Below are 23,950 nucleotides of genomic sequence, written 5' to 3' on the forward strand. Positions count from 1 at the left end.
ACGACCCCGCCAAACACGGCGGAGCCTCGCGGTTCACCACCTCCCCGCCGCTCGCTCAAGCGGCGTGAGGTTGACACAGGGGGTGTCATGCGGTCCGGATCCGGGCCGGGGCGGGCAGCGCGCTGGCTGGGGTGGTGGGTGGGGTTTCCCAGGGGAAGATCACCCAGTCGGACACGTCCCAGACCCACAGGTGTGGGTTGCGGGCGGCGCCGATGTTGCGGCACAGCACCGCGGTGATGACCTGCGCGTGCGGCTCCAGGAAGGGCTGGAGGGCGGGGATGACGGTGTCGAGGGTGGCGGCGCTGCCGCAGATGTCGTCGACGAGCAGCACCGGCCCAGGCAACCGGGCGCCGTCGAGGGCGGCGGCGAGTGCGCTGGTATCGACGTGGACGTGGCCGGTGGCCTGCTCGTAGGCGTGGTCGGTCGGGTTGTGCCGGGCGGCGACCGCATGGTGCGGCACGCCAATAATGTCGGCGGCCAGGTCGGCGAGCGGCAGGCCGCCGTGGGCGATACCGACGACCGCGCTCAGCGGGCCGTGCCGGTGCTGAGCTTCGCGCACGAGCAGGCGGGCGGCGTGCTGGAAGACGTCGTCGGTGAGCTGCCACACGAGCTGGTGGCGAAACACGCGTTGGGCGCCGGTCGCGGTCATCGGGCCACCTCGTGGTTGAGGTCGGCGGGGCTGCTGAGCAGGTGCAGGCTGGTGATGGCGTGTCCGGCGGGGTCGTTGCGCCATACTCGGCCGTCGGCGCGCACGACGGTGAAGCCGCCGGCGTCGGCGCCGCGGCGGCGCAGCCGCAGCCGGAACCCGTCGGGCTCCTCCAGGGCGTCGACCAGCTGTTCGGCGGTGTCGTCGGAGAGCATTTCGATGTCGGCAAGCGCCGCGCCCGCGCCGATGGGCAGCATTTGCAGGACGGTGAGCCCGCCCGCGCCGAGGTCGGCGGCGAGGTCGACCATCGCCTGGAGGTGGTCCTGGTTGGCGTGCATCAGCACGAATTGCACTTGGACGGGCAGGCCGGTATCCACGGCGGCGCGGATTCCGGCGCAGGCGCGGGTGAAGCTGCCGCGGGCGCGGTGGCTGTCGTGGATGGCGGGGGTGGGGCCGTCCAGGCTGACCCTGATGGCGTCGACCGTCTCGGCGAGTTCGCCGGCGCGGCGTTTGAGGTGCCAGCCGTTGGTGGTGACGCTGACCGCCGTGGTGCCGCCGGCGGTGATCCGGCGGGCGAGGTCGGGCAGGTCGCGCAGCAGCAGCGGCTCGCCGCCGGAGATGTCGATGCCGAGGATCCCGGCGTTGGCGAGGACGCCGGCGATCACCACCCGGGCCTGCTTGCGGGCCTCGGTGACGGTGGTGTCGTCCAGGCAGTGCCGGCAGGGCAGGTTGCAGCGCACGATCGGTGACCAGCACAGCGACACCGGCCGGACGCGGGCGATGTCGGCGCTGGAGATGACCGGCCAGCGGGACAGGGCGGCGTCGTCGATCTGCTGCCGGCTGGTCTCCTGCGGTGGAGGGGTGTGGTGGGTGAGGCCGGTGGCGGGGTCGTGGGTGATGCCGCCGGCATCACCGGCGACGGCGAAGGTGCGGATCATTTGAGGCGGGTCCCTTCGGCGAGCAGCCGGGCGGTGGCAGGGTCGTTGCGCAGCTGCCCCGTGGGCAGAGGTTGTTGGAGCAGGCGCCGGTAGCGGGCGACGTTGGCGGCGGCGGTGGCGAACTTCGCCTGCCACGCCGTGTCGGCGTCGGGCGGGTCGATGTGCCAGCCGCGAGCCGCGCGGACCGGGACGACTTTGCAGCCGTCGACGATCAACTTGGCGCCGAGGTAGGTGTCGTCGCAGCCCCACCCGGCGCCGAAGGACGGTTCGAACCCGCGGACGCGGTCCACGGCTTCGTACGGGACGGCGACCAGGGCGGTGACCACCATGCGCGGCAGGTCCCAGTCGTGGTAGCGGCGGTGGTTTCCGAGGTCGCGCAGGTCGTGGGTGTCGAGCATCGGCCAGCCGATGATCGGTGTGTCCAGGACCAGGCCGGAGTAGAACAGCGGTTTGCCGGCCGGGGGTTCCCACCTCACCCGGTGGTCGTGCATCAGGTCCGGCTCCCCGCCGGGCAGGACCGGCCGGCCGTCCGGGCCCAGCTGGTACGGCACGCTGTGGCGGAATCCGACGAGGACGAGTTTCGGGTGGTAGCGGGCGGCGAAGCCGGCCAGCACGTGCGGGGGCAGCACCATGTCGGCGTCGAGGTACACGAGTTGTTCGACGCCGTCGGCGAGCAATGTGCCCGCATTGCGGGCGGCCCCGGAACCGGCTCGCTCGGCGAGCCGGTGCACGATGTCCACCGTGGGATGCGCGGCGGCGATATCGCCGGTGGTGTCGGTGGAGGCGTCGTCGACCACGATGACCCGCACGCTGGCGGCGGTCTGTTGACCGGCCAGGGAGTCCAGGACGCTGGGCAGGCTGTACGCGCTGTTACGGGCGGCGATGACCACTGCCAGGCTGCGGCCGGGGGCCAGGTCGGGGGGTGTGGGGTCGTGCCAGCCAAGCCCGCGCCAGGTCAGGCCGCCCTGCTCGAGGGCGTCGTCGACGAACTCGTCGTACTCGTTGTGGTGATGCGCCAGGCGGTCGTGCAGGGTTTGCGCAAAGGCGTCGGCTCGGCTCACGGCCATCCCCATTCGTCGAGTACCGCCGCCGCCTCGGGCCAGCGGTGATGCGTCGGGATATGGATCAGCTCGGGCCGCAACCGGCGGACGTTGAGCAGATCGGTCAGCAAGTGCAGGTACAGCGGCTCCGCCACGACGAGCAGGTGGCGCGGCATGCCGTCGCGGGCGGCTTCGGCCAGCAGGTCCGCGCCGACGACAGGTTGCAGTTGCGCGGCGCGGTCGGGATCGAGCGGGCGGTCGTACGGCAGCACCGGTGTGTCGGCGTCGAGCAGACCGTGCTCGGCGGACAAGATCCGCAGCCGGGTGCTGTACGCCGGGTGCCTTCCGAGGCGGGCACGGAGCTGGGGGATACAGCCGCCCTCGTACAGTTCCAACGCCTGGAGGGGGCGGGTGGCGGCGCGTTTGCGGCGCGAGCAGCCGACGAAGACGAGCCGGTCGGTGACCGGATCCGGCGGCGCCCACCGCAACCGTCTGCGCATCATGCCAGTTTCACCACCCGCAGCCCGATGCCCGGCGAGCACAGCTCGGCCGGGGCGGCGTTGAGGAAGGTGCACTTCGCGTACAGCACGGCGGAGGCGTAGGAGCCGCCGCGGATGATGTGCCCGTCGCCGAGCAGCGGCGTGGCGGTCCACTCCCACACGTTCCCGGCGACGTCCAGCATGCCTTCGGGGGTGGCGCCGTCCGGGTAGCTGCCTACCGGGCCGGGGCGGCGGTGACCGGCGGGGGCGAGCGCGGCCCGTGGGTGCTGCCACTCGGTGTCGCCCCAGGGGAAGTGGCGCCGCTGCGGTCCGGCGGCCATCCATTCCCACTCGGCGGAGGTGGGCAGGCGTCCGCCGAGGTCGGCGGCGATCCCGGCGGCGGCAGCCTGGGCCAGGCGCGTCACCGGCAGATCGGGGTGCTTGGCAGTCCAGCCGAGTTGCCCGTAGGTGAGCGGGGTGCACGTCCAGGACAGCGACGGCACGTTGCGGGGGGTGCCGCGGTCGCCGTAGCGGCACAGCCCGCCGGAGATGTGGATCCAGGTCAACGGTCGCATGGGGGTCAGCCGCCGATCAGGAAGAGGTCTTCGGGATTGACCGTGCCCGGCGGGCGCAGGCGCGTCTTGTCCACGTTGGGTTTAAGGCCGACGCTGCGCAGCGCGGTGCTGACCCGGGTGAGGCCGAGGATGGCGGTGGTGGGGTCGTCGGCGAACGCCACGTAGTTGTCCGCGAACCGCACCACCGGCAGGTCGTCGAGCAGGCGATCCACCTGGGTCAGCCGCAGGTTGAACAGCATCGGCCACAACCCGGTTCCGGGAATTAAAGGGTGCGGGAATCCGTCGACGGCGGTGCGGACCCGGTGAAGGAACGCGCCGTCGTGCACGTGCTCGGCGAGCCAGTCCACGAGTTGGCCTGTCGTTCCTCCTTCGGAGGCCGCGCGGACGTCGACGTCGATGACCCAGTGGTGGTGTACGAGTTGGAAGGCGGCCTACCGCACGGCGGTGAGCCGGTTGCGGCCCGGCCGGTACCCCGACACCCACGGCGCGTACGCCCGTCGTTCCAGGATAGGGTCCACTGCGGTGCGGATTGCCCGGTGCACGATGCGGTCCTCGACCGTGGGGATCCCGGCGCGCATCGTCTTACCGGTGTACGTGTCGATGGTGACCTCGCGCAGCGGCGCCGGCACCCACGATCCTTCGTGGAGTCGCCCGGCGAGGCCGGCCAGGCGTTCCCGCAGGCCCTGCCGGTACTGCGCCCAGCTCAGCCCGTCGACACCCGGCGACGAGCTCCGCCGCATGCAGGCGCGGGCGGCGCGGTGCAGGTGTCCCGGATCGATCAGATAGGGCATCAGGGAGTGCGCGGCCCGGCCCCTATTCGGTAGGGTGGCGGTTACCTGGACGGCAGGAACGCTCCCGCCACCATGATCATCGAGGTCGCTACCCAGCACACGCGATCCGAGGCGGCGGGAAAGACGGCCCCGTCCAGGCCCGTCACCGGCCACGCTGATCACCCCACAGCAGCACGTGCAGCCGGGTCGACAGGTTCCAGCCCCGCGCAATCACGTCCTCCGCCAGCTCACGGCACCGGTGCAGCACCTGCTCCGGGGTGCGGCCTTCCGGCATCACCCAAATCGGCGTGAGCCGGTGTGCCTGTTCCAGCTCGGCGATTTCCGCCAAGTCACCGCGGTCGACGGCCACGAACTTGAACACCGCTTTGCCGCTCGCCGCCAATGCCGCGAGCGCGGACGGGCGGATCCGCGCCGTCGCGGCGATGCCGGAGTTGGCAAGTTTCGGGCTGACGTTGAACGCGGTCACCGACACCAGCAGCCGCCGGCGCGGCACCACCGTGCCGGACGTCTCCACCTCGACACGCACACCCGCCTGGTACAACGGGGCGGCCAGCTCGACCAGCGCAGCCTGCTGCAACAACGGCTCTCCGCCGGTCAGCACCACCATCGCCGCGCCGCGGGCTCGCACCCACGCCACGACCTCGGCGACCGGCATCCTGCGGCGGTGCGCGTCGAGGTCATACCGTGCGGCATCCCAGGTGAAGGCGGTATCGCACCACGTGCAGGACAGATGGCATCCGGCGAGCCGGACGAACACGGCCCGCTGCCCCATCGACGGGCCCTCACCCTGCACGGTCGGCCCGAACAACTCCGCTACCAGCAGGTCACCGCCGGCGCGTGCTTCGGCCAACGCGGTCACCACGCCGACTCCTCATACTCGGCCCACGTGGACGCGGTCTCCGACACCCGCACCGCGGTGACCCGGATGCCGGGCAGGTCGAGTTCCTTGCCGACCCACTCGTGCAGATGCCGGGCCAGGTTCTCGCTGGTCGGCGGGCCGGCCTGCGCGACGCTGACGTTGAGGAGCTGGCCGTGCAGCGCGCGGTCGACGTAGGCGGTGAATGCGTCTGCCGCCGCCGGAGGCAGCGCGGATGCCCCGTCCAGGACGAGCCCGGCGCGGTAACTGTGCCCGTGCAGGCGCCCGCATTTGTGGCCCTCGGCAAGGTTCGGAAGGCGGTGCGCCGCCTCGAACCGCACCTCCGTGGTGCCGAACTCCGCCGGCTGCTGCGGCGAGGCCGGGGCCGGGGTGTGCACGCTCACCGACTCCAGAATTACCCGTTCGGCGGGCAGCGTCAGGTGGGTGTCGAGCCAATACCGCAGGTAGCTGCTGAGCACACCATGTGTCGGCACTTGGCCGAGCACGTCGTTGAGCAGGCGGTGGTCGAGTTCCTCGTCGAGGTGGCGGCCGAACGGCTGGAGGGCGGCGAAGTCCACGACGAAGCCGGGCCGCTCGAGGCGCTTCGCAGCCAGGACCACGCCGACGGTGTAGGTGTGACCGTGCAGGCCGGCAGGGCAATCGCCCTGGTGGCTGGCCGGAATGTCGTGGGCTGCTTCGAAGGTGAACCGCTTACCGATGCGGAACATCACGCCCCCTGCCCGGAACCGGCGTAGCGGGTCGGGTCCGCAATGCCGGCGACGGTGAACGCCTCGCGCCGCTCAGTGCAGGTGCCGCAGGTGCCGCAATGCGCCGCCTCGCCGCGGTAGCAGGACCAGGTGTCGGCGAACGGCACCCCCAGGTCGGCGCCGAGCGCGACGATCTGCGCTTTCGTCATCGCCAGGAACGGCGCCGCCACGGTCAGCGGCTCCGGCGTGAGCCCTTCAGTAGCGACCGCGACCATGTGCCCGAAGGCGTCGAGGAAGGCCGGCCCGGTGCACCAAGGCCGTGAGGCCTTTGATCTGCGCCACACCTCCGACAGCCGTGCAGCCGGGGTGCGCGAGCAGTTCACGGGCTGCGTACCCGTCCGCGGACTTCAGCACAGTGTCGATGAGGTTTCGCGCGATGCTCGCGGTCTCGAGTCGGGAGTGCGTGCAGGCGCTATCGAGGATCGACAGGGCATGGCGTGTGTGGAACACGATCAGCGAAGAGTTGCCCGGTAGGGCGCGGTAGGCGTGGATCATTGTCTCGTGTGCTGATGGGGTGGGTGGTTCGAGGGCAGGCCGCGCGAGCACGGCGAGCAAGGCTGTCACTGCCTGTTCCCATGGTTCGCCGGGCTGGGTGTCGGCGATTAGTTGTTGGGCGGCGTCGTAGTCACCGCGGATTGCGTGGGCGATGACAGCGACTTGACGGCCGTCGAGCATGCGCCGGCCGATGCCACGGTGGCGCCTTAGCCGGGATTCGGCGTCGTCCCAGCGACCGGCCAGGGTCAGCGCCCTGGTGCCGTCGGCGAGTTGGACGCTCCACGCCCATCGGCTCAGGTCTTGGTGCCGTTCGGACGTGTTGGTGAGCGCGGCGGCCGGCACCGTTACGCCGTTGATCACCGTGTCCTGGCGGTTCCTGACTGCCTGGTATAGGTCGTCGAGGAGCTTCACAGCGTCTTGTCCCGATCCGGCGCGGATGTGTAGCCGGGCCAGGTTGACCAGGGGCTCCAAGACGAGTTGCCCATCAATCTGCGGGGCCGGGTCGGCGAGGTAGGCCGCGGCCTGGTTGAAGACGCGGGACGCGGCGACCAGATCCCCGGCGCGGGAGGCCCTGTCCACGAGTGCGGCGAGCGCGGTGATCCTCGCGGGCAGGGCGGTGCACGGCGGCCGGGGCCGAGCGATCAAAGGAAAGCGTTGTGTGATCAGCCCGGGGTTCATCGCGTCATTCCCAGATGACGGCGATCGGGTGGTCCGGACGCTCGATCAGGAACGTGCCTTCGTCAGGGCGGGCGGCGGGTGGCGTCGTCGGTAGTTCGAAACGGACCGTGCGGTGGCGGAAGTGGGTGTCCCAGGTGATCGCCTCTTCGGCGATCCGGTCGGTGAGGCGGCCGGCGTCGGGGCCGTGGGCGGTGACGCCGATCTCGTACCGCTTCTGCCCGTCGACAGGTTCGGCAGGGCGCAGTGTCAGGTAGCCCAGGTTCGGGCCCTCGACGGTGGCCATCGCTCCCCAGGGGAACATCGGGCTCACGTGCTGGCGGTCGATCGCTGCCTTGGCGGTGTTCATTCGCATGATCGAGTTGGGTAGCCGCAGGGCGAGCCACAGGTCGATCCATTCGTACGGGACCATGGGCGGGAAGAGCACGCCCGTCCATACCGTGGTGGCCGGGGTGTCGAGCACTCCGACGAGCAGGCCGGCGTCGACGGTTTGGTCCTTGTTGACTTGCAGGGTGACGTCCTGCTCGGGGGTGAGGGCGACGATGCGGCGGGCGTCGTCGCCGAGGCCGCGCAGCGGCATGAACACGGCGAGCTGCGAGTCGATGCTGCGCCATCCGGTGGCGGTGCGGGTGAACACGATCGACCGGGACGCGGCGCCGCGCAGCCGCAGCGGCACGACGAGGCGGCCGTCGTCGGCGAGTTGGTTCAGCCACGGCGTAGGCACTTCGAATGCGCCGACGATGGCGACGATGCGGTCGAACGGCGCGCCTTCGGGGTGGCCCTCGGCGCCGTCGGCGAGGACGACGTCGACGTTGGTGATCCTGGCGATTTGCAGGTGGTCGCGGGCGCCGTCGACGAGGTCGGCGTCGACGTCGACGGTGGTGACGTGTCCGTCCGGTCCGGCCAGGTGGCCAAGCAGGGCGGCGTTGTATCCGGTGCCGGCGCCTGCTTCCAGGATGCGGTGCCCGGGGCGGGGGTCGAGTTGCTCGAGCATCATCGCGACGATGCGGGGTTGGCTGGCGGCGCTGATCCGGGCGCCGTCGCCGGCGGTCTTGGTGTAGACCGGTGCGTCGCTGTAGGCGTTCTCGGCGGGCACGTGCGGCAGGAACAGGTGCCGGGGCACTGCGGCGAATGCGTCCCGTACGGCGGGGGTGCGGATGACCTGGTCGTCGACGAGCCGCTGGGTCATGTCGGCGCGCAGAACGTCGGGCATCGCCGCATGCTGATCACTGACAGTAGTCACGTGGGGAACCTTAGTGGTCGGTGGCGGCGCGGGCCGGTCGGACACCACGGCGTCGAAGCCGAAGGTGCCGGTCATGGCCAGGGCCGCCATGGTGGACAGGTCGGGCACGGATATCGCGGCCCAGTTGGCGTGAAAGATGACGTGGTGGGCCAGGACTGCGCGCAGCCCGCGCCGGAGCCGGCCTTGCTGGGCGAGGGTAAGCAGTTCTTGGCCGCATTGTTCGAACGCGGCGATCCACGGCCGATGCGCAGCGAGAGGCCCACCGGGCTCGGCCAGGGCGAGCGGGTTGACGGTGAGCAGGCGGGTCATGGAGGTGACCATCGGTTTCCGCCACTGCGGGTCGTGCAGCGCGCGGGAGGTCCGCTCCGGTGCTGTTTGCGGTCACCCAGTACAGCCATCTCGGTCCGGCGCCCAAAGGACGATGGCCACGTTCGAGGTGCAGCGGGAAGACGCCCCGCGACCGGCTCGTCAACCTAGGTTGACATCACGGCAGTTATCGCTCATTTCCGCAGGACGGTCGTCCGCGGCCCCTTCGGCTCGCTTGAGAAGGGCCCCGTCTCGGTCCTAGGTGGCTGCGGAGTGGGGCTCACCTCGCGCCGGAGTGCAACATCGGTGAAACTCCGCAGTCTCACTGTCCGCTTAGCTGGTTTCACCATCCGCTACGACAGGAGAGTGCTATGACTCCGCAGATCCCCCAGGTCACGTCGGACGACGACGACTTCGCGCCCTTGGACGTGCGCATCGTTGAGGTCGGGCCCGCGGCTGAGGTGCTGCTGGCGAACACCGACGACGGGTGCGACACCGTCCGAGGTAGCGACTGCTGATCGCTGCTCCTCCGGCGGCGCTCGTCTGCCGCCGGAGGAGTCCGGTCGTAGGTGACGGCGTGGTCAAGAGCGGTGAGGAGATCGTGGTGAAGCGCGTGCCTGGCGGTTACGAACCGGTCGACGCACCCTTGTTGCGAGCCAGCGTGCACCCCTTCAACGCCTGGCCAGAGCAGATGTGGCCCGCCTCAGAGTTCGGCTCGGACCTGGCGCCCTGGCTTGCGTGGCTGATCGGGCTGTGGGCTCACGCGGATATCGCAGCGGCGATCACGACAGCTAGCCCAGCACTGGCCAACCGCATCGAGTCCATACGCGAGGGACACACTCCGGAGCCTGCTCAGGTGCGACGGCTGGTCATGTCGATGGCTAGGTATCTGCTGCGGTCCCGTCGACGGGCTACCCCGTTCGGGATGTTCGCCGGGGTGAGCGCGTTGCGGTTCGGTGCGAGCGTGTCGGTGTCGTGGGCCGACGAACATCGCACGGTGACCCGCGCTGACGCGGCCTGGCTCGCCGCTGTCATCGCCCAGCTCGAAGAATCAGAGCCGCTGCGGCACCGGCTATCAGTGGTGGCAAACACGCTCGTGTATCCCCGGGGTGATCGCCTGGTGGTGCCCTGGCAGCCGTGCGCCAGCAACCAATCCCGGGACCGGAGGGGCCGGGTGGAGGTGTCGGTTCCCTACAGAAGCGGTGTGCAGGCCGTGTTGCAGGCGGCCCGAATCCCGGTCGAGGTGCTTACGCTGATCCGCGAGGTCGCCGGCGGGCGTCCGGGCGTCGACGTCGGCGACGTCGACGCGCTGGTAGCGCAGATGATGTCCTGCGGGGCGCTGATCAGCGGTCTGCGGCCGCCCTCGACCAGCGCCGACGGTCTCGCTCACGTCCTGCGCAGGCTGTCGGAGGTCAACGCCGACGAAATCCTCGCCGTCGCGCCGTTCGTCCGTGAACTCGCCGCCGTACACGCCTCGATGCGGGCCGCCGACCAGGGATCGTGGCGCTACAGCACCGGCCGCAGGTCCGTGGCGCGCCGGATGCAGACGTTGGCAGCGGTGGATCAGCCGCTGATGGTCGATCTGCGCGTCGACGCCGCGGTGCAACTTCCGCAGGTCGTGGCCGACGAGGTGGCCAGGGCTGGCGATGCGCTGGCGCGGCTGTCCCCTGCCGCCGACCCCGGGTGGTGCGACTATCACCGGCGGTTTTTGGCCCGCTACGGCCTCGGAGCGGTCGTGGCCATCGAGCGCTTGGTGGACCCGGCCGCCGGGATTGGCTACCCCGGCCACTACGACTCGGACGGACAGCACCGAGAGGCGCTGTCGGTCCGCGATGAATATCTGCTCACGATGGCGGAGCAGGCGGCCCTCGACGGGCGGATCGAGGTGGTCATCGACGACGACCTGCTGCGCCGGCTCAGCGAGGCCTCGGGGGCGGGGCCGGCGGCGCCAGCTCACATGGATATCTGCGCCGAGGTCCGGGCAGCCCGCCTCCAGGACGTTGACGAGGGCGCGTTCACTCTCGCTGTCACGGGGATCGGCCGGTCGGCGCTTGCCACGAGCGGCCGGTTCCTGAACGTTCTGCCTGATGATGACCGTGCCCGGATGCGCGACTGCTACGCCGGGCTTCCGGTCGGGGTCGACGGTGCCCTGCTGGCCCAGGTGTCGTTTCCGGCGCACCGGCTTCACGCGCAGAACGTGCTGCGGGCACCGCTTGTTCTGGACGCGGTGGTCACGCTCGCCGAGCACCCCGACGGTGTGCCGGATGGGCTGCCGCTGGAAGACCTGGCGGTCACCGCAGACGCGACACGGATGTACGTGGTGTCGCTGTCGCGTCGCCGGGTGGTGGAGCCGGTGCTGGCCTGCGCGGCGGCGCGGCACACGATGCCGCTGCTGGCCCGGCTACTCGCCGACATCCCTCAGGCTCACACCGGGCGGGTGGCAATGTTCGACTGGGGCGCGGCCGCCGTGCTGCCATTCCTGCCCCGGCTGCGGTATCGGCGCAGCGTGCTGCGCGCGGCCCGTTGGCGGATCACCGCCGCCGACCTGCCCGAGCGCGGCGCCACGATGAACGACTGGCGCAAGGCGCTGACGCAGCTGCGGCACCGGCTGCGATGGCCTGGGCACGTGGGCGTGGGCGCCGGGGACCAGCAATTACGGCTGGACCTGGAGGACGATATGGACACCGCGGTGCTCCGCGATCACCTCGACGGCGCAGGCGGCCCCATCACTGTGGTAGAGGCCGCGCGGCCGGATGAGTACGGCTGGCTCGGGGGGCGCGCTCACGAGATCCTCGTGCCGCTGGCGCGCACGGCGTCACCGGCCCCCGCCCCGGCTGCGGTGCGCCGTCCGCGGCCGGTCCCGTTGCTGACCGGTGACGGCACCGGCGACGCGCAGCGGGTGGTGTTCGCCAAGCTGTACGGCCCACCGGAGACCATCGACCTGCTCCTGATCCGGCACCTGCCCGCTCTGCTGGCCCAGTGGGATCAGCCGCCGGTGTGGTGGTTCGTGCGCTACCGCCATCCGGTGCCGCACCTGCGGCTGCGGATAGGGGTCGACGCCGCGACCACCTACGCCGCGGCTGCCGGCCGGGTCTGGGCTTGGGCCGGTGAGCTGCGCCACCACCGTCTGCTTGGCGACGTCAGTCTCGACACGTATCACCCGGAAACCGCCCGGTACGGCTCCGCGGCGGTGCTGGCCGCGGCCGAGGATGTGTTCGCGGCTGACTCCGCGGCGGCTCTCGCCCAGCTCGCCGTAACGCAGGCCGACCCGCAGGTGCATCCGTACGCGCTGACCGCCGTGAGCCTGCTCGACCTCGCTGCTGGGGTGACCGGCGGCCGGGCCGCGGCGCTGCGCTGGCTGGTCGAGCACCGTGAATCCGACCTGGAGCGGGCGGGCCGGCTGCGCGATCGTGACCTGCGTCGGCAGGCCTTCGCGCTCGCTGCCCTCGCCCTGGAGCCTGCCCAGCCGGGTCCGCTGACCGATGGGTCACCGCTCGCGGCGGCCTGGCAGACCCGGCGCGCGTGCGCCGCACGCTACGCCGACCGGCTGACCGCCGCGACCACCCACGTGACCCCCTCGTCGGTGCTCTCCTCGCTGCTGCACCTGCACCACGTGCGCGTACACGGCGTGGACGTTGACACCGAGGCGCTCACGTACCGGCTGGCCCGCGCCGTCGCGCTGGCCGCCACGTGCCGCCGCCCCGTAAACGCAGGACCGTTCCGATGACCGCACCCACCCGCCCGGCGGGCGCCGCCGTGCACCACCGTGCTGCCGTCGCCGCGGCGGCGGAGCTGGCCGATACTCTGGCCGCTCCCCCACCGGTCATCGACCTGGGCGGCGACGATCCGGGCAGCCGCCGGTGGCGCGACCAATCACTGTCCAAAGGAGCGGCAGGCGTGGCCATCCTGCACGCCGAACGCGCCCACAACGGTGACGGCCCGCAGGCCCGGGTCCACGCGTGGCTGGCCCAGGCAACCCGCGAAGACCTCTCCGCCGGCCCCAAAGCGGGCCTATGGTTCGGCGCCCCCGCGGTGACATTTTCCCTTCACACGACCGCCGCCCAGCAGCACCCGCAGGCCCTTGCGCAACTCGACGAGGCCGTGACCCGGCTCGTGCATCGCCGCCTGGTCGCCGCCGATACCCGCCTCGCCGCATGCCTGCGGCCCCCGGTGGCGGAGTACGACCTGGTCCGCGGGCTGACCGGCCTCGGCGCTTACCTGCTGCACCGCCACCCGCACGGCACTCTGATCCGCCGCGTCCTGGCCTACCTGGTGCGCCTGAGCGAACCGCTGCTCATCGACGACGAGGCCGGACCGCAGGCGCCCGGCTGGTGGAGCCCGGACGGCCCGTACGGTGGGCCCGATCCGCGCTGGCCGGGCGGGCACGGCAACTTCGGCATGGCGCACGGCATCGCCGGACCGCTCGCCCTGCTCAGCCTGGCGATACGCCACGGCATCACCGTCGACGGTCACGCCGCCGCCCTTACCCGCATCTGCGAATGGCTCGACCAGTGGCGCGTCGACTCCCCTACCGGCTCATGGTGGCCGCCGCACATCGACGTCTCCGACCTGCACACCGGCCCCCGGCCGGCGGCCGGGCCGGGCCGTCCCTCTTGGTGCTACGGCACCCCGGGACTGGCCCGCGCCCTGCAGCTCGCCGGGATCGCGCTCGGCGACCGCGACCGGCAACACGCCGCCGAACAGGCCCTCGCCGCCTGCCTGGCCGACCCCGCCCAGCTCGCGCAGATCGTCGACCCGGCGATCTGCCACGGCTGGGCCGGGCTCGCCCTGACCGCCTGGCACGTACACGCCGACGCCCTCTGCCCCGCCGTCGGCACACACCTACCGGCGCTGCTCGAGCGACTGGTGACCCACGCCCGTGACCCGCTGCCCGACGACCTTCCCGGCCTGGTCGACGGCCGCGCCGGCATCGCGCTGACCTTGCATCACCTCACCGCCGGCACCACCGGTGACTGGACTTCCTGCCTGCTGCTCGACTAACCCCCTTGGGAAGGAACACCGTCTCCATGCTCGACAGCGACCCGGGCGCCGGCTGGCGCCAGCTCAACATCACCAGCACCGACTGGCGCCGCGCCGAGACGATCGCCGCGACCCTTCTACGGCCCTGGCTTGCCGCCGCCGCAGCCACCGGCGCCGTGTCCGGCTGGTGGTTCGTCCGCAAGGGCGACACCTGGCGGCTGCGGCTGCGTCCCGGACCCACCCAGCAGGCATGCACGGTCGACGAACTGATCGCCAGCCTCGCCGCCGCTGACGGCGTCAGCAGCTGCGCCATGGTGGTATACGAGCCGGAGATTCATGCGTTCGGCGGCGAGGCCGCCATGGACATCGCCCACGACCTGTTCCACGCCGACAGCCGGCACCTGCTCGAGCACCTCGCGCAGGCCCGCACCGACCACCGCCGCGAACTCGCCCTGATCCTGGGCAGCCGTCTGCTGCGCGCGGCCGGGCAGGACTTCTACGAACAGGGCGACATCTGGACCCAGCTCGCCGCGCACCGCACCCCTGAACGCCCGGTCGAACCGTCGGCGGCGCTGATCGGTGACGTGCGCCGCCTGATCACCGCCACCGTCGACACCCCAGACAGCCCACTCGCCGACATCCCGCGCTGGTCAGACGCGTTCGAGCACGCCGGGCTCGCGCTGGCCCGCCTCGCGCACGCGGGTGAACTCACCCGCGGCCTGCGCGCCGTCCTGGCCCACCACCTGCTGTTCGCCCTCAACCGCCACGGCGTCGCCGCCGCCGACCAGCACCTGCTGGCGACTGCCATCAGCCGCATCACCTTCCAGCAGCAATTCACCCCCGCCCCGAAACTCAGCAGCACCCCGCCGGACAAGCAGGCCGATACAGTCGCGCCGGTGACCAGCCACCCGAGCGCCGACACCACCACGACCACCGACGAGCCGCGCGACGTGCAGCAGCTACGTCACGCGCTGGCCGACTACATCCGCAGCTGGAACGTCTTCAAGACATCGCAGGTCGAAGCCGCGTTCCGGACCGTACCCCGGCACCTGTTCCTGCCGGGCGTCGACCTGGAAACCGCCTACCAGCCGCGACCGGTCGTCACGAAACGCGCCGATGACGGCAGCGCGCTGTCCTCGGCCTCCAGCCCGAAACTCGTGGCGACCATGCTGGAACAGCTCGACGTGCACCCCGGCGACCGGGTACTGGAGATCGGTGCGGCGACCGGCATCAACGCCGCCCTGCTCGCCGAACTGGTCGGCCCAACCGGCACCGTGGTCACCATCGAACTCGACAGCGACCTCGCCGCCGGCGCCCGCGCGGGCCTCGCCCGGGCCGGCTACCCCCAGGTGACAGTGGTCTGCGGCGACGGCGCCCTCGGCCACCTCGACCAGGCACCGTACGACCGGATCATCGTGACCGCCGGCTCCTGGGACCTGGTCCACGCCTGGTGGGAACAACTCGCCCCGAGCGGGCGGCTGGTCGTGCCGCTGCGCCTGCACGGCAGCGGCCTCACCCGGGTGATCGCTTTCGACCGCGCCGCAACCGACCGCATGACCAGCCAGTCCGCGTACGTCTGCGGGTTCGTGCCGATGCGCGGCGCCAGCGAAACGATCGAGGCGCACGTGCGTCTCGGCGAACACGTCGTGTTCCACGTCGAAGCCGGCGACGACGCCGACCAGGCCGCCCTCACGCACGCGCTCACCCTGCCTGGCCATGAGCAGTGGACCGGCATCCAAACCGCCGACGCTGACCCGGTCGAGCACCTCGACCTGTGGCTGGCCAACTACGCCAAGGACCGCTTCGGGCGTCTGTCCGCCGCCCCGGAAGCCCGCGAGGCCGGGCTGCTCAACCCCGCGCTGCGCTGGGGCGGCGCCGCCCTCTACGACGACCGCAACCTCGCCTACCTCGCGTTGCGCCCCCACCGCGGCGACCCCGCCGAGCTCGGCGTGATCGCCCACGGCCCCGACGCCGACGATCTCGCCGCCAGGCTCGTAGACCTGCTCCACCAGTGGCACCGCGAGCGGGCCGCAAGTCCCCTGATCACCGCCTACCTGCGCACCGGCGACGACACCTCGCCGCCGGCAGCAGCCACGATCGTGCGGCCCGATACCCGCCTCACCATCAGCTGGTAGCCGACCCGGCCGCATTTCGCGAGGGAGCCGACTGCACGACGGAAGGAACACCGATGATCAGCCTCAGTCCGTCCTCCCGCGACCTCACCGCGCCGGCACCGCATCTCGACCCGGTGGCCGTCCGCTTTCCGCTCGTGCCGAGACCAAAGCCGCGCGGCGCGACCCTCGCCGAACGGGTCGCCCGAGTCCACGACCTCGCCCGCCTCGCGGCCGCGGCCCGCGGCGGCGAGGCCCTTACCAAGGCCGCGCGGGCCCACAACCTCGCCGCCCTGATCCTCAGCGACAGCGGCCTACCCGGTCAGGCCCGCCAGCTGTGCCACCAGCAGCACGACCTGTTCCGCGCGGGCCGCTCGTACGAGCTGGCCACCGCGAAACTTGCCCTGCAACCCTTGATCAACCTGGCCCGACTGCACATCCGCGCGGGCGACGGCGCCACCGCCTACACCCTGCTCGCCGACCTGTTCGAGTCGGTCAAGAACCGCACCGGCACCTACATCGACGGGCGCGCCGTTCACTGCGAAGACCTGGTGCACGAACGCGACGCGCACCGCGAACTTGTGCAGTGGCTCTGGACCGTCCTGCTCGCCGACGGCACCCGCGCCCTCACCCGCGCGGGCCGCTGGGCGCAGGCGCTGCACCACGTCGAGCAGCACCATGGCGTCGGCCAGCGGCTGCTCGACGGCCGGCAGGTCGCCGTCCTCGCCCACGCCAGCCACGACGACGTACCGGCCGCGCTGCGGCTGCTAGCCGACTCGACGACACCAACCGGCTGGGAACGCGCAGTCGCCGCCTGCCTGCACGTCCTGTGCCTGCGCACCGCCGCCCAGCCCGCCGGCGCCGCCACCACCACGATGCTCGACCGCTACCTCGAGCTGCCCTTCGACGACGACACCGCCGTGTTCGCCGTACGCCTCGGCCTATGCGTGCACATACTCGCAGGCGATACCCGGCCGCAAGTCGCCGCGACGATCGAACGGCTCGCACTACGCAGCGGCGACGGGTACGCCGCCCAAGAGGTCCTGCACGACGCGTGCGCGGCGGCGCTCACCGACGCCGGCCGCCAGGAGCTGACCGCGACTGTCCGTGCCTGCGGACTCGACCAGCCGACGGACGCGGCCCGGATCCGCGACGATCTGCAACCCGCCATCGCCACCTGCGAGAAAGCGATGGCCGCGGCCCTGGCCGGACTTCACCCCTGACCACTCCGGGCCCAGGACCGTACCCTGGACCGTGACGACCCCCCGACACAGGGAGGACCCGATGGCGCACCCCGCCCCCGACGGCGAAGGTACCGGCGACCACATCGCCCGCCTGCGCAAAGCCGCCGGGCTCACCCAAAGCCAGCTCGCCCAGCGCGCCAACGTCTCCAAGAGCCTGCTGTCCAAGGTCGAGATCGGCGACAAGCCCGCCAGCCACGCCCTCGTCGCCGCCGTCGCCCACGCCCTTCGCGTACCGATCGAGCGCGTACATGGGCAGCCGTACAACGAAGGTCCCGCCCAAGCCTCGATCGACGAGCTGCGCGCCGTCATCCGCGCTTACGACCTGCCACCTGATGACGACATCGCGGTCAGGCCCTTGAGCGAGCTGCGCGCCGCCGTCCACGACATCGGCGAACTGCGACGAGCCGGCCGCTACGCCCGTCTCGGCGAACGGCTGCCCACGGTGATCGCGGCCGTGTCCGCGGCCGCGCACGCCGCCGGCACCGACAACCGGCGCACCGCGTTCTCGCTGCTGGTCTCGGCCTACTACGCCGCGCACGGCCTGGCCTACCGCCTCGGGCACGCCGACCTGTCCGAATCCATCGAGCACAAACTCGGCTGGGCAGCCGAGCAGACCGGTGACCCGCTCGCCGTGGCGCTGGCCCGCTGGACCCGCGTCAACTCGTTCCAGGCCGCCGGCGACTACGACCACGGCCTTAGTCTCCTCGACCGCGCCCGCGCCGACCTCACCACCGGCAACGTCACCGCCGGCCCCGCGGCAACAGTGCTGCTCGGCAGCATGCACCTGCGCGCGGTCACCCTGGCGTCTCGCCGCGGCGACCACGACGCCGTCCGCGACCACCTCGACCAGGCGTACCAGCTCGCCGACGAGCTCGGCTCGAGCGATCAGATCTACTACCACCTGACGTTCGGCCCCGAGAACACCCGCATCCACGACACCGCCGCCCACATCGAACTCGGCCGACCGGAGCAGGCCATCCGCCTGGCAGACAGTTGGACACCGTCGGCTGACATGCCACCCACGAGGGCCGGACACCACTACATCGACCTTGCCCGGGCGCACCTCATGACCGGCGACCGGGCCGCCACCCTGCATGATCTGCAACGAGCCCGGGAGATCGCTGCCGAGCAGACCCGGTATCACCCGATGGTCCGCGAAACCGCCCGGGTTCTGATCAGCATGCACCACCGTTCCAACCGCGACCTTACGCAGTTCGCGGCGTGGCTTGGCCTTCCCTGAGGTGTCATCATCGCGGCGCGATCGGAGCGGACATCACCCATATGAGTAGTTGCGGGCGGATGGCGGCAACGGTTTACAGTCCCCGCATGACCGGCCACTGCACGACCTTGCGTGTGCCGTCTTCGCCATGTGCGATTGCCGTGGCGCAGACGCCGCCCCGAACCACGCGCGGATGAACGCTCGGGAGGATGCACTGCGCCGTACCAGCGCGGCGGCGGGCCTGTTCGAGGTGTCTGAGGAACGCGTCGCGCAGCTCGGGGCGCGGCTGACAGGGCCGTCGGTGGCCCGAGCGATCTACGCGGCGGGATACCTGCATCACCGGCTCCTCGATGCGGCTGAGGAGCACCGTAAGGACTGCGGTGGTGCTGCGTGCGCGACCTGCGAGCATTTCGGCGAGGCCGTCGCGATGATGCTGGCTTTCGTCAGGGCCGAGCTCGACGATGAGTTCCGGGAGCAAATGGCGCCGCGGCGCCGACGGTGGTTGCGGCGGTGGGCGTCGCATCGGAGCGTGTGGTAGGCGGGCGGTGAACAGCGGCGGCGCCAGCATCAGCGCCGAGGGCGGGCCTTGCTGCTCCTCAGCCGATCCGACCTGGCTGATGCGCGTGCTTAGCGCCTTGGCCTCGCGCTCGGCGGTGCCAATCTTGCCGTAGGCGGAATCGCCGGCGTCGATGTGCCCAGGACGTTGTAGCGAATGGCGTCGGCGATGCCGAACGACTCGTTGCCGCTCTCGCGAGGTTGATCAGGGCGCCGGCTGCCCTGGTTACCGCCGAACTGCCGAGACGGCTGGGCTTGTAGCGGCTCCGGCCTTAGAACCTGCTCCATCATGTCCATGCCTGACATATTCGATCCTGCCATGCTGACGGGCGCGACAGCCCGTAGGTATCCGTCGCCGTTCATGGCATCGGGCGAGCACCGCAGTACGGTGCTCGCCCGATGAGAAGACACGCAAGACGCTGGCTTGTGAGCGGTGTTTAGCCGGCGACTTTTGCCCAGCTCGCGCTTGCGGCGTCGAGTTGCGACTCGTACTTGCTGGTGAACTGTTGCAGTTGGGGGGCCGCGGCTTGCATGGCCTGGTCCTGGGCGGGTTTGCGGCAGGTGGTGTCGGCCTCGGCGGCCTTGGTCTCGAATGCGGCCGCGGCCTGCCAGTCCGGATTGTTTTGCAGCTTGCTCCAGCCTTCGCTGGTGGTCGGGAACTTCTCCTGGACGGCTAGGAACGTGTCGAGGTAGCCGGTGGTTTTGATGCCGGCCTTGTCGCTCATGCAGTCGCTGTAGCTCTTGAGCGCGGACGCCACGGCGGGTTGCTTCTCGATCGCGGTGAACATCGTCTCGAGCTCGGTAGTCATCTGCTGCGCGCCGGCCGGGCGGGCCGGCTGGACGACGGGGACCTTGCTGATGCAGCCGCTGAGCGCCTTGCCCTGAGCGTCGCGCTGAGCCTGGGTGAGCTTGTCGTAGAGCGGGTCGCCGCGGTCGAGTTGCTGAGCGCCGTAACGGCTGGCCTCGGCGATGTAGAAGGTGCCGTTGCCGGTCTCGGCGAGGGTGCTCAGGTCACCGGGTGCGGTGGGAGCGCCGGCCTGGTGCGGCGAGGCAGCTTTGGTGTAGTACGGGGCGTCGGTGGCGCTCATGCACGCGGCGATCGCGTTCTGGTACTTATCGGCGGCGGCCTTCTCGGCGGCCAGCCGCTGGTCCCGGGTGCCGAAGATGCTCAGGGCGGCCTGCTGGTACAGCTCGAGGCCCTGCCTGGCGGCGGCTGGTTCGGCCGGTGCCGCGGCCTGGATGCTCTGGGCGCATCCGGTGGCCAGGGCGCCGCAGCACAGCACGGCGGCGATGCTGATGATCTTCTTCATGTGGCTTCTTTCTGCGACTGGATTACGTGGGGGATTAGGAAGCGCAGGCGTCGGAGTTGCCGCCGGGGTAGTGCAGGACGCTGGTGGTGTTCGGGGCGACGTACCAGCCCCGGGCGCACCAGTTGATGGTGCCGCCGCCGAAGTTGACGTTTGGTCCGCTGGCGTCTTCGGTGCCGGAGCCGGTGCGCACCACGGAAAGATCCGCGCGGGAGTCGTTGGCGCAGTTGGATGCGGTGGTGTTGGTGCCGTTGACCGGTCCGTAGCAGGCGCCCCAGCGCTGCATGCCGGTCAGCCATCGTCCGAGTTGCGCGTCGGGGCTGATGATGTCGATGTGCACCGAGGAACGGCACGTCTTGACGGCGCGCGCGTCGAAGTGCCCGCTGTCGGCGGTCGCCCAGTCGAAGATCCCGGCGAGGCAGTAGTTCGCGGCGAATGCGGCACCGGGGTGCGCTTCGAGAGAGTCGATGCGGTCGTGGACCTGATCCCAGCTGGCCTCGCCGTAGGAGAAGCCCGGCGGCCGGTACTCGCGTTCGTCAAGGCCGGTGGGCACCGGCGCGGCGAGCGCCACGCCCGGGGTGAGCGCGACGATGACGGTGACCATGGCGATCGCCAGGGCGGCGTACCACCGGCGACTCGGAGCTTTGCATGTGGTGAGCACGGTTCTCCACTTCACGCTGTCGCAGCAGCCCGAACTTAGCTAGCAAGACCTGCTACACAGACAAGTTTAGTCGTTACGTACGAAATAGCCCCAAACGACTCGGCGCCTCCTGTAGCCGAGCGGGCCCGTGGGGCAGCCCGAAGAGCACCATCGACAGAGATGGATGGAATGATTGTTCGACCGTCCGGTCGACCGAAATTGGGCAGGTCGGTGCGGCGCAGTAGCGGCGTGTCACTGGATCGGCAGGTTGCTGCGGCTGGTGGGCCACTTCGGCGACAGCAGGGTTATGACCTGGCGGGCGCCAGCTAGGCATGACCGACGCCGTGCACGGCGTGCACGGCCGCGAGCGCACCATGACCGGCCGATGCTGCAAGCGGCGGCACGGCGGGAGGTGGGCGCGAACGCGTCTTCGGGATGCGTTTCGAACGAGCCGATCGTGGTTGTTGGCGGGTCGCCAGGTCGCTTCGGCGCAAAAGGCCCCGGCCCTGGTAGATGAATTCGCTGGCTTCTGAGGGGGTGTGGTGGCGAGCGCGGCGCCGGGGGTGGCCATGGGTGGCAGGCTGGCGAGGGCGGCGGCCATGGGCGATGAGCCCTCTGTGGAGTTTCATGATTGTCCTTCCGGGATGGTCTGGGTGGACGGTCCGAACTCAGATTAGTACACCTGTACGATCACGAAGAGCGAGAACTAGTCGATTTGCGGGTGGGCGTCAGCGCTTGGGGGCGCGCCCGGGGCGGGCGAAGGCCTGAGAGCGTGTGGCTAGTGAGTCGTTGGCGGGTCGGCGGCGGCGTGTGCGTGGAGGTCGGCGATGAGGGCGTCGATCTGGCCGCAAGTGATGCCGGGCATGCATACGAGGTGACTGAGGTCGCCGTCGGTGGCCAGCAGCCATTTGTCGGTGATCGGCGTGGGTGGGGTGGCGATCACCACCGTGAACGCTTGCGGGTGGCGCCAGGCGGACCAGCCGATGTCGGTGAGCCGGCGGGTGGTGTAGTCGGCGAGGGTTCTGGCTGCGTGGACGCGGTGGCGGTGTCCGGCGGCGTGGTGTTTGGCGATGGCGTACCAGAGCATCGCGGCGGCCAGGCCGTTGCGGGAGCCGGTAATGGTGGTGTCGCGGGTGGCGGTGTAGGCGATCTGGCGGCCGTCGGCGCGGATGCTGTGGCGCATGAGGACCAGTCCGCACGGCACGGGGGTGCCGAAGAATTTATGGCCGCTGATGGCAATGCTTTCGACGCCGCTGCCGTCGTCGAGGCGCAGGGCGCCGTCCAGGGCGAGGGGGATGCCGGCGAGGGCGGCGTCGACGTGCAGGTGGTGGCGGCTGATCCCGGCGTCGTGCAGCACCTCGAGGATGCGGCTGGTGTCGTCGCAGGCTTCGGTCATGGTGGTGCCCGCGGTGGCGACCACGATGGCGGACTGCGCGGGGCGTTCGGCTGCGAGTTTGTGCAGGTGCTCGTAGTCCATCTCGCCTGACGCGTCAGATCGCACGAGGACCCGGTCGGTGTCGGGGACGGCGGTGATGTCGAGGATCTTCGCGATGGAGTAGTGCGCTGCGGTGCTGTAGTAGACGGCGGCGCCTGGGTGGCGGCGGCGGGCGGTCAGCAGGGCGGCGAGGTTGCCTTCGGTGCCGCCGGTGGTGGTGTAGCCCCACCGGTCGGCCGGTGGCATGGCGAGCAGGTCGGCGCACCAGGTAATGACGGCCCGCTCGAGGGCCATGGTGTGTGCGGCGCCGCCCGGCTCGCTGTCAGGGTCGCCGACGTTATTCCACAGCCGGCGCAGCAGCGGCACGAGCGGGCTGTAGTCGATGTCGGTGGCGCCGGGAAATCCGACGCTGTGTTGCTGGGCGGTGTCGGCGCGGTCGGTGAGCGTGCGCAGGACGGCGGGCACGTCGATGTCGGCGCAGTTCAGATCAACTTGCTGGTCGAACGTGAGCGCCTGTTCGGCGATCACCGTAGGGGTGCTGCTGGTCATGGGTGGTCTCGCAGCAGGTAGGCGGTCAGGGTGTCGTGCAGGTCGGTGAGCAGGCGCCAGGTGGTGCGGGTCTGCTCGCCGCCGCTGTCGGTCAGGTCGCTGTGCAGACGGTGGTACGACCGCCCCGGGGTCAGCGTGTGCGTGGACCGCACACCGTCGTCGCCGAACCGCAGGGTGGGATCGCGTCGCACGTGCATCGCGGTGCCGTCGGTGAGCAGAACGAACGCTTGGCCGGGCAGGTCGAACACGGACCCGGTGCGGGCTGTGGTGACCGGCTGCGCGGCCACGGTCCGGGCGCTGGTGTGCCAGTCGCGGTGTTCGATGCTGAGGCTGGCCAGGGCGGTGCCGATGTACTGGGCGGTGCGCGGCATGTCCAGGTCACCCACGTTGACCATGGACCGTTCCGGCCCGCGCGGATCCCACCGACGGCCGGTCTTCGCCGCGTGGTCGATGTTGGTGCGGGCGACCTCGGTCAACCCCGGCAAGAGTCTCTCGACGTTGTCGTAAACGGGGCCGGTGTAGTTGTGCCGGACGGTGTGGAACATCCGGAAACCGGTGGCCTGGCGGGGGTCGGGCGCCGCGTACAAGAGGATCACGCACAGCGGACTCAGTGCATGGCGGCTGCCGAGCCGTTCGAAAGCGACGTGGCAGTGCTTGAAATTGACCTCCCGGACGACGGAGGCGGCCTGGATGCGCACTGATGCCCAGTAGAGGTCATGCTCGGTGACCTGAGGCTCCCACGCCTGACGGTCCGAAACAGGCGGCGCCCAGTCCCCGATCATCTGCTGTTCGAACTGGTCTCGGAAGCTGTCATGCGGCGCCGGGGGTTCCTCGCGGCCCGGCACCGATTCCCGGTGATCGAAGTGGGCGTACTCCGTCGGCGGAGGCGGCGGAGGGCTCTGGTAGCCGCGGTACACGTCGGCCGATCGCTGCACCGGCTCCCCCCCGGCCCAGTCGTCGCGCGGTGGGTAGTAGGCCGGCGGTGTGGCGTCATGCCAGCTCGGAGCCGCCTGACGGGCCGAGGCTATCGGCCACTGACGGTCGTCGGGGTCACGGTGGCGTGCCTGCCGCCGGTCCGGATACGTCATCGTCGCGTCCT

At 70.8% G+C, this 23,950-nt stretch carries 23 protein-coding genes; 7 read left to right on the forward strand and 16 right to left on the reverse strand.

The features are described from left to right. Positions 1-85: 85 nt before the first annotated feature. From ACIA1L_RS31915 to fxlM (ACIA1L_RS31970), 12 genes are all read right to left on the reverse strand, one after another. The gene (locus ACIA1L_RS31915) at positions 86-649 is read right to left on the reverse strand and encodes a phosphoribosyltransferase (protein WP_396076776.1); all 564 of its coding nucleotides are present in this window, start codon (positions 647-649) and stop codon (positions 86-88) included. Continuing rightward, positions 646-1,584, reverse strand: a complete 939-nt coding sequence (locus tag ACIA1L_RS31920) for a radical SAM protein (protein ID WP_396076777.1) — start codon at positions 1,582-1,584, stop codon at positions 646-648. The genes ACIA1L_RS31915 and ACIA1L_RS31920 overlap by 4 nt, the downstream gene beginning before the upstream one ends. Continuing rightward, positions 1,581-2,645, reverse strand: a complete 1,065-nt coding sequence (locus ACIA1L_RS31925; RefSeq protein ID WP_396076778.1) for a glycosyltransferase family 2 protein — start codon at positions 2,643-2,645, stop codon at positions 1,581-1,583. The genes ACIA1L_RS31920 and ACIA1L_RS31925 overlap by 4 nt, the downstream gene beginning before the upstream one ends. Beyond that, on the reverse strand, positions 2,642-3,127 hold the full coding sequence (locus tag ACIA1L_RS31930) for a DUF6884 domain-containing protein (RefSeq protein ID WP_396076779.1): 486 nt from the start codon (positions 3,125-3,127) through the stop codon (positions 2,642-2,644). Before ACIA1L_RS31930 ends, ACIA1L_RS31925 begins: the two co-directional genes overlap by 4 nt. After that, the gene (locus ACIA1L_RS31935) at positions 3,124-3,678 is read right to left on the reverse strand and encodes a formylglycine-generating enzyme family protein (protein WP_396076780.1); all 555 of its coding nucleotides are present in this window, start codon (positions 3,676-3,678) and stop codon (positions 3,124-3,126) included. Before ACIA1L_RS31935 ends, ACIA1L_RS31930 begins: the two co-directional genes overlap by 4 nt. A 5-nt stretch (positions 3,679-3,683) precedes the next feature. Beyond that, on the reverse strand, positions 3,684-4,025 hold the full coding sequence (locus tag ACIA1L_RS31940; protein ID WP_396076781.1) for a hypothetical protein: 342 nt from the start codon (positions 4,023-4,025) through the stop codon (positions 3,684-3,686). Positions 4,026-4,109: 84 nt separating this feature from the next. After that, on the reverse strand, positions 4,110-4,469 hold the full coding sequence (locus tag ACIA1L_RS31945; RefSeq protein WP_396076782.1) for a hypothetical protein: 360 nt from the start codon (positions 4,467-4,469) through the stop codon (positions 4,110-4,112). A gap of 142 nt (positions 4,470-4,611) precedes the next feature. Next, positions 4,612-5,331, reverse strand: a complete 720-nt coding sequence (locus tag ACIA1L_RS31950; RefSeq protein WP_396076783.1) for a 7-carboxy-7-deazaguanine synthase QueE — start codon at positions 5,329-5,331, stop codon at positions 4,612-4,614. Then, on the reverse strand, positions 5,325-6,053 hold the full coding sequence (locus ACIA1L_RS31955; RefSeq protein WP_396076820.1) for a 6-pyruvoyl trahydropterin synthase family protein: 729 nt from the start codon (positions 6,051-6,053) through the stop codon (positions 5,325-5,327). Before ACIA1L_RS31955 ends, ACIA1L_RS31950 begins: the two co-directional genes overlap by 7 nt. Then, entirely contained in the window at positions 6,053-6,307 is a 255-nt protein-coding gene (locus ACIA1L_RS31960; protein WP_396076784.1) for a 7-cyano-7-deazaguanine synthase, read from the reverse strand. The genes ACIA1L_RS31955 and ACIA1L_RS31960 overlap by 1 nt, the downstream gene beginning before the upstream one ends. Beyond that, the gene (locus ACIA1L_RS31965) at positions 6,288-7,265 is read right to left on the reverse strand and encodes a hypothetical protein (protein ID WP_396076785.1); all 978 of its coding nucleotides are present in this window, start codon (positions 7,263-7,265) and stop codon (positions 6,288-6,290) included. The genes ACIA1L_RS31960 and ACIA1L_RS31965 overlap by 20 nt, the downstream gene beginning before the upstream one ends. Before the next feature lie 4 nt (positions 7,266-7,269). Then, positions 7,270-8,814: a methyltransferase, FxLD system gene (gene fxlM / locus ACIA1L_RS31970; RefSeq protein ID WP_396076787.1), complete on the reverse strand. Its 1,545-nt coding sequence runs from the start codon at positions 8,812-8,814 to the stop codon at positions 7,270-7,272. Between the two features lie 368 nt (positions 8,815-9,182). Here fxlM (ACIA1L_RS31970) and ACIA1L_RS31975 point away from each other — a divergent pair, with 368 nt between their 5' ends. The 7 genes from ACIA1L_RS31975 (at position 9,183) to ACIA1L_RS32005 (ending at position 18,903) form a co-directional block, all read left to right on the forward strand. After that, positions 9,183-9,329, forward strand: a complete 147-nt coding sequence (locus tag ACIA1L_RS31975; RefSeq protein WP_396076788.1) for an FxLD family lanthipeptide — start codon at positions 9,183-9,185, stop codon at positions 9,327-9,329. A 59-nt stretch (positions 9,330-9,388) separates the two neighbouring features. After that, positions 9,389-12,538, forward strand: coding sequence for a lantibiotic dehydratase (locus tag ACIA1L_RS31980; protein ID WP_396076789.1), 3,150 nt, complete (start codon positions 9,389-9,391; stop codon positions 12,536-12,538). After that, on the forward strand, positions 12,535-13,812 hold the full coding sequence (locus tag ACIA1L_RS31985; RefSeq protein WP_396076790.1) for a lanthionine synthetase C family protein: 1,278 nt from the start codon (positions 12,535-12,537) through the stop codon (positions 13,810-13,812). Before ACIA1L_RS31980 ends, ACIA1L_RS31985 begins: the two co-directional genes overlap by 4 nt. A 26-nt stretch (positions 13,813-13,838) precedes the next feature. Further along, complete coding sequence (gene fxlM / locus ACIA1L_RS31990) at positions 13,839-15,926, forward strand: methyltransferase, FxLD system (protein WP_396076791.1); 2,088 nt, start codon at positions 13,839-13,841, stop codon at positions 15,924-15,926. Positions 15,927-15,979: 53 nt separating this feature from the next. Continuing rightward, the gene (locus tag ACIA1L_RS31995; protein ID WP_396076792.1) at positions 15,980-17,125 is read left to right on the forward strand and encodes a hypothetical protein; all 1,146 of its coding nucleotides are present in this window, start codon (positions 15,980-15,982) and stop codon (positions 17,123-17,125) included. 61 nt (positions 17,126-17,186) lie between these two features. Continuing rightward, positions 17,187-18,386: a helix-turn-helix domain-containing protein gene (locus ACIA1L_RS32000; RefSeq protein ID WP_396076793.1), complete on the forward strand. Its 1,200-nt coding sequence runs from the start codon at positions 17,187-17,189 to the stop codon at positions 18,384-18,386. A 172-nt stretch (positions 18,387-18,558) separates the two neighbouring features. Beyond that, positions 18,559-18,903 carry a hypothetical protein gene (locus ACIA1L_RS32005; RefSeq protein WP_396076794.1) on the forward strand — a complete coding sequence of 115 codons (345 nt, stop codon included), beginning with the start codon at positions 18,559-18,561 and terminating at the stop codon, positions 18,901-18,903. A 454-nt stretch (positions 18,904-19,357) separates the two neighbouring features. On the opposite strand, the gene ACIA1L_RS32010 is transcribed toward ACIA1L_RS32005, so the two are convergent. From ACIA1L_RS32010 to ACIA1L_RS32025, 4 genes are all read right to left on the reverse strand, one after another. Continuing rightward, complete coding sequence (locus tag ACIA1L_RS32010; protein ID WP_396076795.1) at positions 19,358-20,230, reverse strand: hypothetical protein; 873 nt, start codon at positions 20,228-20,230, stop codon at positions 19,358-19,360. Positions 20,231-20,264: 34 nt separating this feature from the next. Then, a complete protein-coding gene (locus ACIA1L_RS32015; RefSeq protein WP_396076796.1) occupies positions 20,265-20,888 on the reverse strand; it encodes a hypothetical protein in 624 nt (207 codons plus the stop codon). Between the two features lie 757 nt (positions 20,889-21,645). Then, the gene (locus ACIA1L_RS32020) at positions 21,646-22,851 is read right to left on the reverse strand and encodes a histidine decarboxylase (protein ID WP_396076797.1); all 1,206 of its coding nucleotides are present in this window, start codon (positions 22,849-22,851) and stop codon (positions 21,646-21,648) included. Beyond that, on the reverse strand, positions 22,848-23,939 hold the full coding sequence (locus ACIA1L_RS32025; protein WP_396076798.1) for a hypothetical protein: 1,092 nt from the start codon (positions 23,937-23,939) through the stop codon (positions 22,848-22,850). The genes ACIA1L_RS32020 and ACIA1L_RS32025 overlap by 4 nt, the downstream gene beginning before the upstream one ends. Positions 23,940-23,950: the final 11 nt, after the last annotated feature.

It is taken from the genome of Actinoplanes sp. NPDC051859, assembly GCF_044452725.1.
GTDB lineage: Bacteria > Actinomycetota > Actinomycetes > Mycobacteriales > Micromonosporaceae > Actinoplanes.